Below are 13,864 nucleotides of genomic sequence, written 5' to 3' on the forward strand. Positions count from 1 at the left end.
CTGTCGATGCGCTGCGTTACCGCGCAGGGAACTATGGCTGGCGCCGGGCTGGGCGCGAGGGGGAATGCTGCCTCCCCCGGGCGTCCGTTAGCGTAGTGCTTCCGTGGCTCCGAAGGAGATAAGGGTACGTTGAGCAATTCTGCCGACTCCCCCGAAGGGCCGGTCCGGCGCACGCTCCGACCGGCCCGTGTGCTCACCGCTGCGGTCTTCGCCCTCGCCGGTCTGATCTTCGTGACCAGCGCCAACGCGGCCAAGGGCACCAATCTCCGTACCGACTCCTCACTGCTGAAGCTCTCGGATCTCATCCAGCAGCGCAGCCAGAAGAACGCCGGACTCGACGGTGCGAACGCCTCCGTCCGGCAGGACATCGACGCCCTGGCGCAACGCGACAGCGGCCACAGCGAGGCGGAGAGCGCCGAGCTGAGGGGACTGGAGCGGTCCGCCGGCACCACGAAAGTCTCCGGCAAGGCGGTCGGCGTCACGCTCGACGACGCCCCGCCGAACGCCACCGCGAACCCCGGCTATCCCGATCCGCAGCCCAACGACCTGGTGATCCACCAGCAGGACCTCCAGGCCGTGGTCAACGCCCTCTGGCAGGGCGGCGCCCGGGGCATCCAGGTCATGGACCAGCGGCTGATCTCCACCAGCGCTGTGCGCTGCGTGGGCAACACCCTGATCCTCCAGGGCCGGGTCTACTCCCCGCCGTACAAGGTGACGGCGGTCGGCGACCCCGGAAAGCTGAAGAAGGCCCTCGACGACTCCAAGGCCATCCAGAACTACAAGCTCTACGTGAAGGCGTACGGGCTCGGCTGGAAGGTCGAGGAGGACAGATCGGTGGCCCTTCCCGGCTACTCCGGCACGGTGGACCTCCACTACGCGACGCCCGTGAAGTAGCGGTCACCACTTTCCCGGCCCAGGTCGCGGCCGGACGCCGCGTGGTCACGACCGGAACACTTCCGGTCGCAAACGGTCCGTCCCGGAACGATCCGTGACCGGAACAGTCGGTGCGCGGTGGTGGACCGCGAGCTTTCCACAGCCGACCCACGTGCCCGCCCCGGCCCTCTAGTCTGGTGCCGTACCGATTGGAGGGGACAGCATGTACGGCTGGTTCTGGCGGCATCTGCCGGGCAACGCGTGGGTGCGGGCGGCCATCTCGCTCGTACTGGCCCTCGCGATCGTCTACGCGCTTTTCCAGTACGCCTTCCCGTGGGCGGAGCCACTGCTTCCGTTCGGCGATGTGACGGTCGACGGAGCGGGCGCGACGGGGGCGGGCCGATGAGCGCGCGCATCCTGGTCGTCGACAACTACGACAGCTTCGTCTTCAACCTCGTGCAGTACCTCTACCAGCTCGGTGCCGAGTGCGAGGTGCTGCGCAACGACGAGGTGACGACGGCCCACGCACAGGACGGATTCGACGGAGTCCTCCTCTCACCGGGCCCCGGCACCCCGGAACAGGCAGGGATCTGCGTCGACATGGTGCGGCACTGCGCGGCGACCGGCGTCCCGGTCTTCGGGGTCTGCCTCGGCATGCAGTCGCTGGCCGTGGCGTACGGCGGTGTGGTGGGCCGCGCACCCGAGCTGCTGCACGGCAAGACGTCCCCGGTGACGCACGGGGGCCGGGGTGTGTTCGCGGGTCTGCCGTCGCCGTTCACCGCGACGCGGTACCACTCGCTGGCCGCGGAGCCGGACACGGTCCCGGACGAGCTGGAGGTGACGGCCCGCACGGATGACGGGATCATCATGGGGCTGCGCCACCGTGAGTTCGCGGTGGAGGGGGTGCAGTTCCATCCGGAGTCGGTCCTGACCGAACACGGCCATCTGATGCTGGCCAACTGGCTGGAGCAGTGCGGTGATACGGGAGCCGTCGGGAGGTCGGCGGGGCTGGCGCCGGTGGTGGGCAAGGCCGTCGCGTGACCGCACGCCGCCCCGGGCGTGACGCCGGTCAGGAGGGTCCGTACGAGCAGGGGACCCGCGAGACCACCGGCACGTTCGAGGCGGCGGTCGAGGGACTCGCGGACCCGCTGACCGACCCGCTGCCGGGGCGGCACGCGTCGCCGTGGTTCCGCGCGGACCACTCGCCCGCCGAGCAGTGGCCGGAACGGGAACGGCCTGAGGCCCGTCAGAGGCCGCGTCCCTCGCAGCCGGAGTGGCACGACCCCGGGGGGTCCGAACGCGGCTGGTACGGCCCCCAGGGGCCCCGGACGGCCCCTGCCACGCCGGCCGCCCCCGAGGCCGCGCACGGCGCAAGGCCCGACGAGACGATCGGGCTGCGCTCGCCGGCCGCCCGAGCGGCCTCCCGGCCCACCCCGGCGCCCGCACAGCCTCAACCACTGCCACTGCCGCAGCAGCAGCCGCTGTCTCGGCCGCTTCAGCAGCCCCACCCCCAGCCGCAGCCTCAGCCACGGTCGTTGCGCGTACCGCTGCCCGCCGAGGCCGAAGCGAAGACCGAACTCATGGCACCGGTACGTGCCCCCGATCCCGCACCCGCACCTGCTCCCGCACCTGCTCCCGCTCCAGCACCCTCGCCCGTACCCGTACCCGACCCCGTTCCCGTCCCGGCCCCCGGGCCCCCACCGCCGACCGGCGGCCGAGCCGAACGGCGCCGGGCCGCCAAGGGCCGCGGCCGACGACGCCCGGACCGCCTGAACCGTTCGGACCGCCCGGAGCCACGATCGGACACCGGCCTCCCGCCGTCCCCGGACGCGGCCCCCGCGACGGCCACGGCAGGTCGGCCGCTGACACGGGTCGAGGCCCGGCGGGCGGCCCGCGCGGCGAAGGACAGCCCGGCCATCGTGGTGAGCAGGGTCGTCGGCGAGTTGTTCATCTCGCTCGGCGTGCTGATGCTGCTGTTCGTCACCTACCAGCTGTGGTGGACGAATGTGCGCGCCGATCAGATGGCGGGCAAGGAGACCCACCGCATCCAGGACAACTGGGCGAAGGGCGACCGCGCGCCCGGGGTGTTCGAGCCGGGGCAGGGCTTCGCGATCATCCACATCCCGAAGCTGGACGTGGTGGCCCCCATCGCGGAGGGCATCAGCAAGGAGAAGGTCCTCGACCGGGGGATGGTCGGCCATTACAGCGAGGGCACGCTCCGGACCGCGATGCCGTCCGCCGCGCAGGGGAACTTCGCGCTCGCCGCCCACCGCAACACCCACGGTGAGCCGTTCCGCTACATCAACCGGCTGAGCCCCGGTGACCTGATCGTGGTCGAGACGCAGGACGTGTACTACACGTACGAGATGACGAGCGTCCTGCCGCAGACATCGCCCTCCAACGTGGAGGTGATCGGACCGGTGCCCCCGGGGTCCGGTTTCACGAAGGCGGGGCGTTACATCACGTTGACCACGTGTACGCCCGAATTCACGAGTACATACCGTTTGATCGTCTGGGGCAAGATGGTCGACGAACGGCCACGCGCCAAGGGAAAGCCCGACGCGCTCGTCGGCTGAACATCATCACGACAGGGACGGTGCGGTGGCAACGAGGACCGAGGACGAATCGCAGACCGGCCGGACCGTGACCCCGGTCAAGCGCAGGACCCGGCATCCCTTCGCGACGGCTGTCAGCGTCTTCGGCGAGCTGATGATCACCGCGGGTCTGGTCCTCGGGCTCTTCGTCGTCTACTCCCTCTGGTGGACGAACGTGCTCGCGGACCGGGAGGCCCAGAAACAGGGCCACACCGTCCGCGACAACTGGGCGCAGGGCCCTGGCGCGCTGGACACCAAGGACGGCATCGGCTTCCTGCACGTACCCGCGATGAAGAACGGCGAGGTGCTGGTCAAGAAGGGCACCGACACGGAGACCCTGAACGACGGCGTCGCCGGGTACTACACGGACCCGGTGAAGTCGGCGCTGCCCTCGGACAAGCAGGGCAACTTCACACTGGCCGCGCACCGGGACGGACACGGCGCGAAGTTCCACAACATCGACAAGCTCAAGAACGGCGATCCGATCGTCTTCGAGACGAGGGACAGCTGGTACGTCTACCGGGTGTACAAGAAGCTCACCGAGACCTCGAAGTACAACGTCGACGTGATCGACCAGGTGCCGGAGGAGTCGGGTGTGAAGAAGCCCGGCCGCTACATCACGCTGACGACCTGTACCCCCGTCTACACGTCGAAGTACCGCTACATCGTGTGGGGTGAGCTGGTCCGTACGGACAAGGTCGACAAGGACCGTACGAAGCCGGCGGAGCTGCGCTGATCCCGCCGGCCGCACCGGCCGCACCGGCCGTCAGGCCCTTCGTCCGCGTCGCGCCGCAGTGGGCGGAAGAGGGGCCCCGGTCAACTTCGCGTTGACCGGGGCCCCTCCCCGATTCCGTCTCTCGATCCCGTTCCCTCGCGGGTCCCCGGGCGGTCAGTGCCGCGAGCCGGACGGCCCGCCGAACACATTGCCCCCCTCGGGGATCGTCATCAGGGTCACGGTGCTGTCCTTGTCCACCTCGGCGTTCCCCGCCGGGTTGCTGCCCACGACCTTGGCGTTCGGGTCGTCGGACGAGCCGGGTGTGAGCGTGACCTTCAGGCCCATGCCCTCCAGCTGCCCCTTCACGTCCTCGTACCGCTTGCCCGAGAGGTCACCGGGGATCGTCACCTTCTCCGGTTCCGCCGGTCCCTTGGAGACCTTCAGGACGATCTGGGTGTTCTTGGGCTTCTTGCTGTAGGCGGCCGGGTTCTGGTCGATGACCGTGCCCTCCGGCTCCTCCGAGTCCACGTCCGTCCGCGACACGTTGTTGAAGCCGACGCCCTTGAACTGGGCCACCGCCGCGTCGTACTGCGCGCCGTGCACATCGGGCACACTCGCCGTGGCCTGCTTGGAGACCGTGAGGGTGACCTGTGACTCCTTCTCGGCCTGGCTGCCGCCCGCCGGGTCCTGCTTGAGGACCTTGCCCGGTTCCTGTTCGGACTCGACGGCGTTGACCACCACCGAGAAACCCTTGTCCTCCAGGAACTTGCGGGCGTTCTGCTCGGACTTCTCCGTGACGTCCGGGACCTCCACCTTCGGCGCCCCGGTGGAGACGACGACCGTGACGGTGTCGCCCTTCGGCATCTTGCCGTCCTCGGGCGTCTGGCTGCAGATCTTGCCCGCGGGCTGGGCCTCGCACGGCTCCTTCGAGCCGATGGCGACCTTGACGTCCGAGCGGAGCGCGAGCGTCTCCGCCTGTTCGTACGTCGATCCGACCATCATCGGAACGGGGACCTCGTCGCTCTTGCCGCCGCCGCCCGGGAAGAGCAGCTTGCCGATCACGATCGCCCCGATCAGCAGCAGCACACAGCCGACGATCAGCAGGATCGTCGAGGTGTTGCTCTTCTTCTGGCGGCGCCGGTCCGGGCGGTCGTCGTAGCCGGCGTAACCGCCGTCGTCCGGGTTGACGGGCGGCAGCATCGACGTCGGCGCGCCGTTCTGGTCCGCCTGGCGCAGGGCGGTGGTCGGCTGGTCGGCGCCGTAACCCGCCATGCCCATGGCCGCCGTGGCGGCGACCGGCTGGCCGTCGAGGCACGCCTCGATGTCGGCGCGCATCTCGTCGGCGGACTGGTAGCGGTAGTCGGGGTCCTTGGTGAGGGCCTTCAGTACGATCGCGTCCATCTCGGGCGTGATCTCGGGGTCGAAGGTGCTCGGCGGCTGCGGCTCCTCCCGTACGTGCTGGTACGCGACCGCCACGGGGGAGTCCCCGATGAACGGCGGACGCACCGTCAGCAGCTCGTAGAGGAGGCAACCGGTGGAGTAGAGGTCGGAGCGCGCGTCGACCTGCTCCCCCTTGGCCTGCTCGGGGGAGAGGTACTGGGCGGTGCCGATGACCGCCGCGGTCTGGGTCATCGTCATACCGGAGTCGCCCATCGCGCGGGCGATGCCGAAGTCCATGACCTTGACCTGGCCGGTGCGCGTCAGCATGACGTTCGCCGGTTTGATGTCACGGTGCACGATCTGGGCGCGGTGCGAGTACTCCAGGGCCTGGAGGATGCCGACCGTCATTTCGAGGGTGCGCTCCGGCAGCAGTTTGCGGCCGGAGTGCAGCAGCTCGCGCAGGGTCGACCCGTCGACGTACTCCATCACGATGTACGGGATGGAGACCCCGTCGACGTAGTCCTCACCGGTGTCGTAGACAGCGACGATCGCCGGGTGGTTGAGCGAGGCGGCCGACTGGGCCTCACGGCGGAACCGGGCCTGGAAGGACGGATCGCGGGCGAGATCGGCCCGCAGCGTCTTCACGGCGACGGTGCGGCCGAGCCGGGTGTCGTGGGCGAGGTAGACCTCGGCCATGCCACCACGGCCGAGCACCGAGCCCAGCTCGTACCGGCCGCCGAGGCGACGCGGCTCTTCCATAACTGATCCAGCCCTCTCCGTCAGTCCCGACCGCACCCGTGTGTGGTCCGGCGGTGCGCTGCTCGCGCATACGCTACCGGGCACGCCGACCTTGATCGGCCCACACCCGTCACCTGATATCCGACCGGTATCCCCACGTGCGAGAACGGAAGCCGTTGTGACGGCTGTCACTTCTTGCTGTCGATGACCGCCTTCATGACGTTCCGGGCGATCGGAGCGGCGAGCCCGCCACCGGAGATGTCGTCCCGGTTCGCGTTGCCGTCCTCGACCACCACGGCCACCGCGACCGGCGAACCGTTGTCGGTCTTGGCGTACGAGATGAACCACGCGTACGGCTTCTCACTGTTGTTGAGGCCGTGCTGGGCGGTACCGGTCTTTCCACCGACGGTGACGCCGTCGATGAGGGCATTGGTTCCCGTACCGGACTTGACGACCGTCTCCATCATCTGCTGGAGCTTCTGCGCGTTCTCCCCCGAGAGCGGCTGGCTCAGCTGTTCCTTCTCGTGGGTGTAGATGACGTCCAGGTTGGGCGCGGTGCGCTGGGCGACCATGTACGGCTGCATCAGCTTGCCGTCGTTGGCCACGGCGGCCGCGACCATCGCCATCTGGAGCGGGGTGGTGCGGTTGGACGCCTGCCCGATGCCCGCCATGGCGTTCTGCGGCCTGTTGTCCTTCGGGTAGACGCTCGCGTCGGCACGGACCGGTGTGAAGATCTCCTTGTTGAAGCCGAACTTGTTGGCTTCCTCGATCATCTTGTCGTTGCCGAGATCGTCGCTGATCTTGCCGAAGACGCTGTTGCAGGACCAGCGAAGCGCTTCCCGGAGTGTGGCGTTCTCACACGGGATGGTGCCCTCGTTGTCCAGGTTCTTCGTCGACAGCGGGAGCCTCCACGGCAGCGGCGAGTTGGTCTTGTCGTCGATCCCTGTGTAGAGCTTGTTCTCCAGAGCGGCGGCCGCGGTGACGACCTTGAACGTCGAGCCGGGCGGGTAGGTCTCGCGCAACGCCCGGTTGAGCATCGGCTTGTCCTTGTCGTCAAGGAGCTTCTGCCGGGCCGCGGTGTCGGAGTTCAGGTTCCCCGCGAAGACCGAGGGATCGTACGAGGGGGTGCTGGCCAGGGCCAGGATCGCGCCGGTCTGCGGGTCGAGCGCGACGACGGCGCCCTTCTTCTTGCCGAGCCCCCTGAAGGCGGCGCGCTGCGCGGCGCCGTTCAGGGTGGTGACGACGTTGCCGCCCTGCTTCTTCTCACCGGTGAACATCGACATGGTGCGGTCGAAGAAGAGCTGGTCGTCGTTGCCGGTGAGGATGCCGTCCTCGATCTTCTCGATCTGGCTCGCGTCGAACGCCTGCGAGGAGTAGCCGGTGACGGGCGCCCACATGGGGCCGTCCTTCCAGATCCGTTTGTACTTGAAGTCGCTGCCCTTGGTCTCGACGGAACCGGTGATCGGGTCGCCGTCGACGATGATGTTGCCGCGCTCGTGCGCGTACCGCTCGATGCGGACGCGGCGGTTCTCGTCGCGGGTGTTCAGCTCGTCGGCCCGGACGTACTGGAGCCAGTTGTCACGGGCCAGCAGCGCGAAGATGAGCAGACCGCAGAAGATCGCGATCCGGCGCAGGGGCTTGTTCACGGGCGGACCACCTGGGTCATCTCGGCGTCGGGGGAGGGCGCGGGGGCCGGCGCGGGGCGGCGGGCGGTGTCGCTGATCCGGATCAGGATGCCGATCAGTGCCCAGTTGGCGATCACGGAGGAGCCACCGGCCGCGAGGAACGGCATGGTCATACCGGTCAGCGGGATGAGGCCCATGACACCGCCCGCGACGACGAAGACCTGGATGGCGAAGGCGCCGGAGAGGCCGATCGCGAGGAGCTTGCCGAACGGGTCACGGGCGGCCAGCGCCGTACGCACCCCGCGCTCGACGATCAGACCGTAGATCAGCAGGACGGCCATCATCCCGGCCAGCCCCAGCTCCTCGCCGACGGTGGAGAGGATGAAGTCGGCGTTGGCGGCGAAGCCGATCAGGTCGGAGTGGCCCTGGCCCCAGCCGGTCCCGAGGGTGCCGCCGGAGCCGAAGGACATGAGGGCCTGGGCGATCTGGTCGCTGTGCGCCATCGTCTTCTCGGAGAACGGGTCGAGCCAGGCGTCCACGCGCTGCTGGACGTGCGGTTCGAAGGTGGCGACGCCGACCGCGCCGACCGCGGACATCAGCAGACCGAAGACGATCCAGCTGGTCCGTTCCGTCGCGACGTACAGCATGATCACGAACAGGCCGAAGAACAGCAGCGAGGTACCGAGGTCGGTCTCGAAGACCAGGATCAGGATCGACATGCCCCAGATGACCAGGATCGGTCCAAGGTCACGGCCGCGCGGCAGGTACAGGCCCATGAAACGGCGGCTGGCCAGGGCGAGCGCGTCGCGTTTCACCATGAGGTAGCCGGAGAAGAAGATCGCGATGATGATCTTCGCGAACTCGCCGGGCTGGATGTGGAAGGGGCCGAGGGAAACCCAGATCTTGGCGCCGTTCACCGCGGGGAAGAAGATCGGCAGGATCAGCAGGACCAGCGCCACGGCCATCGAGATGTACGTGTACCGCTGAAGGATGCGGTGGTCCTTGAGCGCGACCAGCACGGCGACGAACAGGGCGATGCCGATCGCCGAGTACATCAGCTGCTTGGGGGCGTCCGGGCTGAACTGCCCCCACAGCGTCTCGGCCCGTTGGATCAGCCGGGGCGACTGGTCGAGGCGCCAGATCAGCACCAGACCGAGGCCGTTGAGGAGGGTCGCCAGCGGCAGCAGCAACGGGTCCGCGTAGGGCGCGAACTTGCGCACCACGAGGTGGGCCACGCCGCCGAGCAGGGTGATCCCGAGTCCGTAGCCGAGCATCCCGGAGGGCAGTTCGCCGTTGATGGCGAGGCCCACGTTGGCGTACGCGAACACCGAGATGAGGATGGCGAAAACCATCAGACCCAGCTCGGTGTTGCGTCGGCTCGGCGCGTCGATCGCGCCGATGGTGGTCGTGTTGGTGACAACGCTCATGGTGCTGAAGGCCCCCTACGGCTTTACTGCTTACCGCACTGCGGGACCAGCTTCTTCTCTTCCTCCGAGAGGCTGGGGCCGGGAGTGGGAGTCGCTGCTGTCGGTGTGGTCTTGGTGCCGGCGTCCACCGCGGATGAGGCGGAGGCCGTGCCGGATGTCCTGGCGGACGTCTTGGTGGCGGACGCTCCGGTGGCGCCGCCCGCCTCGCCCTCGCCGGTCGCGGCGTTGTTCTCGCGCTCGATGGACCGGCGCTCCGACTCCTTCTTGCAGGCGGAGGCCTGGGTGGAGAGTTCGGCGATCTTCTCGCGCGCGTCGGCGAGGCTGCCCTCGGTGATGGTGCCCTCGACCTGCTTGCGCTGGTAGGGCGGGAGGTACTTGAGTTCGATCTCGGGGTGATCCTTCTCGACCTTCGAGAGCGAGACCCAGGCGAGGTCCTGGCTGACCCCGCGGAACAGGGCGACGTGTTCGTCCTTGGCGCCGACGTAGAACTGGGTCTGCGTCCAGCGGTAACCGCCGTACAGACCACCACCGACGACGGCCAGCGCGAGCACGATGTACAGCGAACGCTTCAGCCACCTGCGGCCACCGGACTTCGTGAAGTCCTCGTCGGTGTACCCGCCGAACCCGTCGTCCGGCATTCCGCCGTACCCCGCGTCGTCGCCGCTGCCGGGCGGGCCGAAGCGGCCCGCCGGTGGCGGGACGGACCGGCCGAGGCCGGCCGCGCGGCCGGCCGGCGTCTGCATGGCTCCGCCGTCGCCGAGCTGGGCGGCCTGGTTCTCGGCGACCGCGCCGACGACGACCGGCGTGTCGTTGAGCTGCCGGGCCAGGGTGTCGGTGCCGTCGACGTCGAACACGTCCGCGACGATGCAGGTGATGTTGTCCGGGCCACCGCCGCGCAGGGCGAGCTGGATGAGGTCCTGAATGGTCTCCTGGGGGCCCTGGTAGCTGGCCAGGGTCTCTTCCATCGTCTGGTGCGAGACGACGCCGGAGAGCCCGTCGGAGCAGATCAGGTACCGGTCCCCGGCGCGTACTTCCCGTACGGAGAGATCGGGCTCGACATGGTCGCCGCTGCCCAGGGCGCGCATCAGCAGGGAGCGCTGCGGGTGGGTGGTGGCCTCTTCCTCGGTGATCCGGCCCTCGTCGACCAGCCGCTGCACCCAGGTGTGGTCCTGGGTGATCTGGGTCAGCAGGCCGTCGCGCAGCAGATAGGCGCGCGAGTCGCCGACGTGGACGAGACCGAGGCGCTGACCGGTCCAGAGCAGGGCGGTGAGCGTGGTGCCCATGCCCTCCAGCTGGGGGTCCTCCTCGACCATCACACGCAGTTGGTCGTTGGCCCGCTGGACCGCCGTACCGAGGGCGGTGAGGATGTCGGAGCCCGGTACGTCGTCGTCGAGCTGGACGAGGGCGGAGATCACCTCGGAGCTGGCGACCTCGCCGGCCGCCTGCCCCCCCATGCCGTCGGCGATGGCGAGAAGGCGCGGACCGGCGTAGCCGGAGTCCTCGTTGCCCTCCCTGATCATGCCCTTGTGCGATCCGGCGGCGAAGCGCAGGGACAGACTCATGCGCACCTCGCCCGTCGGCTCGGGGTACAGCCGGTCTCGAGCCACACTGCCCACCCTCCGGTCGGGAGCCGGGCCGGGTCCGTTGACGGGACCGTGGCGGCTCGCTCGCTCCGCTCGCTCATTGTCGTACTACTTCCGCAGCTCGATGACGGTCTTGCCGATGCGGATCGGCGAGCCCAGCGGAATCGGTGTCGGGGTGGTGAGTCGGGTCCGGTCGAGATACGTGCCGTTGGTGGACCCGAGATCCTCGACGATCCACTGACCGTCACGGTCCGGGTAGATCCTGGCATGCCTGCTGGACGCGTAGTCGTCGTCCAGCACGATCGTTGAGTCGTGGGCCCGGCCCAGGGTGATGGTCTGGCCCTGGAGCGCCACGGTGGTGCCGGTGAGGGTGCCTTCCGAGACGACCAGCTTGGTGGGCGCCCCGCGACGCTGGCGGCCGGCCGGCTGCTGGCGCTGTTGCGGGGGCGCCGCTGTTGGTTGGCGGGCCTGCTGCGGACGCGCGTCCGGGGCGTTGCGGCGTGAGCCGCGCTGCGTGACGCGCGTTCCGAACAGGTCGCTGCGGATGACCTGGACGGCCACGATCACGAAAAGCCACAGAACGGCCAGAAAACCTAGCCGCATGACCGTAAGGGTCAGCTCTGACATTGCCCCCGCTTCACCCTTCGGCTTGCCGGTAAACGATGGTGGTGTTGCCCACGACGATCCGCGAGCCGTCGCGGAGCGTAGCGCGGGTGGTGTGCTGCCCGTCTACCACGATGCCGTTGGTAGACCCGAGATCCTGGATCGTCGAGGGCGTTCCGGTCCGGATCTCACAGTGCCGGCGGGACACGCCGGGGTCGTCGATCCGCACGTCGGCGTCGGTGCTGCGTCCCAGCACCAGCGTCGGGCGGGAAATCTGATGGCGGGTGCCGTTGATCTCGATCCAGCGCCGGACCTGCGCGCTCGACGCGGCGCCGGGCACGGCGGGCGGGCGCCGGTCCGAGCCGGGCGGCGGGATCGCGGGCATCGGAGGAGCGGCGGCGGGCGGGTAGCCGTAGCCGCCGTTGGCCTGCGGGGCGGCGGGCCGCCCGGGGCCGGGACGACCGGGCTGCGCGGCACCCGGGTGCGGCGGTACGCCGTGCTGGTCGGTCGCCTGCTGCTGTGACGAACTCGATGCGAGCGTGCGGCTGCGGACACGGTAGAGACCGGTGTCGAGATCGTCGGCCTTCTCCAGGTGCACCTTGATGGGCCCCATGAAGGTGTAGCGCTGCTGCTTCGCGTAGTCCCGCACGAGGCCGGACAGCTCGTCGCCCAGCTGGCCCGAGTACGGGCTGAGGCGCTCGTAGTCGGGGGTGCTGAGCTCGACGATGAAGTCGTTGGGCACGACGGTCCGCTCGCGGTTCCAGATCGTCGCGTTGTTGTCGCACTCCCGCTGGAGGGCACCCGCGATCTCCACCGGCTGGACCTCGGACTTGAAGACCTTGGCGAAGGTGCCATTGACCAGACCTTCGAGACGCTGCTCGAAACGCTTCATGACTCCCATGGGGCACCTCCTCCGGTGATGTCGTCCCAATACTGCTTACTGATCGTATCCACGCGTCGGGAAATCGGCTGGTTCCCCTTGTCTGCCCAGTGGATGAGTGTCACCTCTCACACGGATCGTAGAGGCGGCTTCCTTACAGTGTCCCGCACATGGGGCGCACTCAGGAGGAGTGGGGGGAGAGGTCTCCGCGTTCCCGCTTCCCCTCGTGAGCCCGACGAAACAACGGATGTGAATCCGCCCTGTCCACCGTGCTAATCTTCCTGATGTCGCCAGGCGAACACACCGGACACGGTGAGTGAGTCTGAAAACACCACTCATGCGCGAGTGGCGGAACGGCAGACGCGCTGGCTTCAGGTGCCAGTGTCCTTAGGGACGTGGGGGTTCAAATCCCCCCTCGCGCACAAGGAAGTATCGCAAGATGCTTCTGAGCAACGACGAAACGGTCGTCATCGTAATCACGATGACGACCGTTTTGCTGTGTCTCGGGGCTCTTGCTGCCCGGATGTCTCCTGCTGCTCGGATGTCCTTGCTGTCCGAGGTGGGGTGTGGCGGCGCTGCGGGGCGGGCGTGGGGCCTGGCCGGGGCTTCGCGGCGGACCGAGTGTTTCACGTGAAACACCCGGCTCGGTCCGGTCGGACTGCTCAGGTAACGATCGCGTCAACTGACCCCGCGTCAACCCGCTTGCGCCGCAGAACGGTTGGTCCTGCGGGCCGTGGGTGCGTCTGTGGAGGCGGGCGGGGGAGCCGGGTGCGGGCCGCGTCGAGTTCGTGTCGAGTCACGGAAGGGGTCGGCGTGGTCAGACGGCGAGGCGGGCCGCGAGGGCCTTGGCCTTCTCCTCGGCCTCGGCGAACGCCCGGGTGCGGGAGGCGTCGGCGAGCGGGATGAGTTCGGCCATCTCGGCCTTGGAGTGGGCCAAGGTGAGCTCCGGGACGATGAAGTCGACCTCGGCGCCGAACATGGTCGTCAGCAGTGTCTTCAGGTAGTTCAGGACGAACTCCGCTTCGGCGCGCGGCGTGCCGGGTGCGTAGGAGCCTCCACGGCTGGCGACGACGGTGATCGGGGCGCCTGTGAGGGGGCTGTCCGGGCCCGTGTTGTGACCCACGATGATCACCTGGTCCAGCCACGCCTTCAGGGTGGACGCGATCGTGAAGTTGTACATCGGCGCACCGATCAGAACGGCGTCCGCTGCGGCGAGTTCGGCGGCCAGCTCGGCGCGCAGGGCGTTGCCGGCGCCTTCGATGGCGGCGGTGGCATCCAGGTGGGGCAGCGGGGCGGCGGCGAGGTCGCGGTGGATGATCTGGCCATCGGGGTGCTGCTCACGCCAGACGCGTACAAAGGCCGCCGTTATCTCGCGGGAAGCAGAGCCTTCGGGGAACAGGGCGGAGTCGATGTGCAGAAGGGTTGCCATGGGGGTTCTCCACTGGT

The 13,864-nt window shown here is 68.7% G+C and carries 12 protein-coding genes and 1 tRNA gene; 6 read left to right on the forward strand and 7 right to left on the reverse strand.

Annotation, left to right across the window (positions count from 1 at the left end; translation table 11 throughout):
* The first annotated feature begins 129 nt into the window (after positions 1–129).
* The 5 genes from PZB75_RS15350 (at position 130) to PZB75_RS15370 (ending at position 4,203) form a co-directional block, all read left to right on the forward strand.
* Positions 130–894 carry a DUF881 domain-containing protein gene (locus PZB75_RS15350; RefSeq protein ID WP_275535855.1) on the forward strand — a complete coding sequence of 255 codons (765 nt, stop codon included), beginning with the start codon at positions 130–132 and terminating at the stop codon, positions 892–894.
* A gap of 202 nt (positions 895–1,096) precedes the next feature.
* The gene (locus tag PZB75_RS15355) at positions 1,097–1,279 is read left to right on the forward strand and encodes a hypothetical protein (RefSeq protein ID WP_275535856.1); all 183 of its coding nucleotides are present in this window, start codon (positions 1,097–1,099) and stop codon (positions 1,277–1,279) included.
* A complete protein-coding gene (locus PZB75_RS15360; RefSeq protein WP_275535857.1) occupies positions 1,276–1,914 on the forward strand; it encodes an aminodeoxychorismate/anthranilate synthase component II in 639 nt (212 codons plus the stop codon). Before PZB75_RS15355 ends, PZB75_RS15360 begins: the two co-directional genes overlap by 4 nt.
* Positions 1,911–3,449, forward strand: coding sequence for a class E sortase (locus tag PZB75_RS15365; protein WP_275535858.1), 1,539 nt, complete (start codon positions 1,911–1,913; stop codon positions 3,447–3,449). The genes PZB75_RS15360 and PZB75_RS15365 overlap by 4 nt, the downstream gene beginning before the upstream one ends.
* Positions 3,450–3,474: 25 nt before the next feature.
* Positions 3,475–4,203 carry a class E sortase gene (locus PZB75_RS15370; RefSeq protein ID WP_275535859.1) on the forward strand — a complete coding sequence of 243 codons (729 nt, stop codon included), beginning with the start codon at positions 3,475–3,477 and terminating at the stop codon, positions 4,201–4,203.
* A gap of 153 nt (positions 4,204–4,356) precedes the next feature.
* Here the strand turns inward: PZB75_RS15370 and pknB are convergent, their stop codons facing one another.
* The 6 genes from pknB to PZB75_RS15400 form a co-directional block, all read right to left on the reverse strand.
* On the reverse strand, positions 4,357–6,321 hold the full coding sequence (gene pknB / locus PZB75_RS15375; RefSeq protein ID WP_275535860.1) for a Stk1 family PASTA domain-containing Ser/Thr kinase: 1,965 nt from the start codon (positions 6,319–6,321) through the stop codon (positions 4,357–4,359).
* A 167-nt stretch (positions 6,322–6,488) separates the two neighbouring features.
* Positions 6,489–7,946: a penicillin-binding transpeptidase domain-containing protein gene (locus PZB75_RS15380; protein WP_275535861.1), complete on the reverse strand. Its 1,458-nt coding sequence runs from the start codon at positions 7,944–7,946 to the stop codon at positions 6,489–6,491.
* A complete protein-coding gene (locus PZB75_RS15385; protein WP_275535862.1) occupies positions 7,943–9,352 on the reverse strand; it encodes an FtsW/RodA/SpoVE family cell cycle protein in 1,410 nt (469 codons plus the stop codon). The genes PZB75_RS15380 and PZB75_RS15385 overlap by 4 nt, the downstream gene beginning before the upstream one ends.
* A 23-nt stretch (positions 9,353–9,375) precedes the next feature.
* Positions 9,376–10,914 carry a PP2C family serine/threonine-protein phosphatase gene (locus PZB75_RS15390; RefSeq protein ID WP_275535863.1) on the reverse strand — a complete coding sequence of 513 codons (1,539 nt, stop codon included), beginning with the start codon at positions 10,912–10,914 and terminating at the stop codon, positions 9,376–9,378.
* A 129-nt stretch (positions 10,915–11,043) separates the two neighbouring features.
* Complete coding sequence (locus PZB75_RS15395; protein WP_275535864.1) at positions 11,044–11,562, reverse strand: FHA domain-containing protein; 519 nt, start codon at positions 11,560–11,562, stop codon at positions 11,044–11,046.
* Positions 11,563–11,572: 10 nt separating this feature from the next.
* Positions 11,573–12,439, reverse strand: a complete 867-nt coding sequence (locus PZB75_RS15400) for a DUF3662 and FHA domain-containing protein (protein WP_275535865.1) — start codon at positions 12,437–12,439, stop codon at positions 11,573–11,575.
* 318 nt (positions 12,440–12,757) lie between these two features.
* Between PZB75_RS15400 and PZB75_RS15405 the strand changes: the two genes are divergently transcribed.
* Positions 12,758–12,840 (forward strand) — tRNA-Leu (locus tag PZB75_RS15405).
* Between the two features lie 395 nt (positions 12,841–13,235).
* Here PZB75_RS15405 and PZB75_RS15410 read toward each other — a convergent pair.
* On the reverse strand, positions 13,236–13,847 hold the full coding sequence (locus PZB75_RS15410; RefSeq protein ID WP_275535866.1) for an NAD(P)H-dependent oxidoreductase: 612 nt from the start codon (positions 13,845–13,847) through the stop codon (positions 13,236–13,238).
* Positions 13,848–13,864 lie beyond the last annotated feature (17 nt).

Source organism: Streptomyces sp. AM 4-1-1 (assembly GCF_029167625.1).
Taxonomy (GTDB): domain Bacteria; phylum Actinomycetota; class Actinomycetes; order Streptomycetales; family Streptomycetaceae; genus Streptomyces.

What these genes read in the sequence shown, in the direction of transcription:
- PZB75_RS15355 (WP_275535856.1), top strand. Translation starts at nt 1,097, where the DNA reads ATGTACGGCTGGTTCTGGCGGCATCTGCCGGGCAACGCGTGGGTGCGG.
- PZB75_RS15360 (WP_275535857.1), top strand. Translation starts at nt 1,276, where the DNA reads ATGAGCGCGCGCATCCTGGTCGTCGACAACTACGACAGCTTCGTCTTC.
- pknB (WP_275535860.1), bottom strand. Translation starts at nt 6,321, where the DNA reads ATGGAAGAGCCGCGTCGCCTCGGCGGCCGGTACGAGCTGGGCTCGGTG.
- PZB75_RS15385 (WP_275535862.1), bottom strand. Translation starts at nt 9,352, where the DNA reads ATGAGCGTTGTCACCAACACGACCACCATCGGCGCGATCGACGCGCCG.
- PZB75_RS15390 (WP_275535863.1), bottom strand. Translation starts at nt 10,914, where the DNA reads ATGAGTCTGTCCCTGCGCTTCGCCGCCGGATCGCACAAGGGCATGATC.
- PZB75_RS15395 (WP_275535864.1), bottom strand. Translation starts at nt 11,562, where the DNA reads ATGTCAGAGCTGACCCTTACGGTCATGCGGCTAGGTTTTCTGGCCGTT.
- PZB75_RS15400 (WP_275535865.1), bottom strand. Translation starts at nt 12,439, where the DNA reads ATGGGAGTCATGAAGCGTTTCGAGCAGCGTCTCGAAGGTCTGGTCAAT.
- PZB75_RS15410 (WP_275535866.1), bottom strand. Translation starts at nt 13,847, where the DNA reads ATGGCAACCCTTCTGCACATCGACTCCGCCCTGTTCCCCGAAGGCTCT.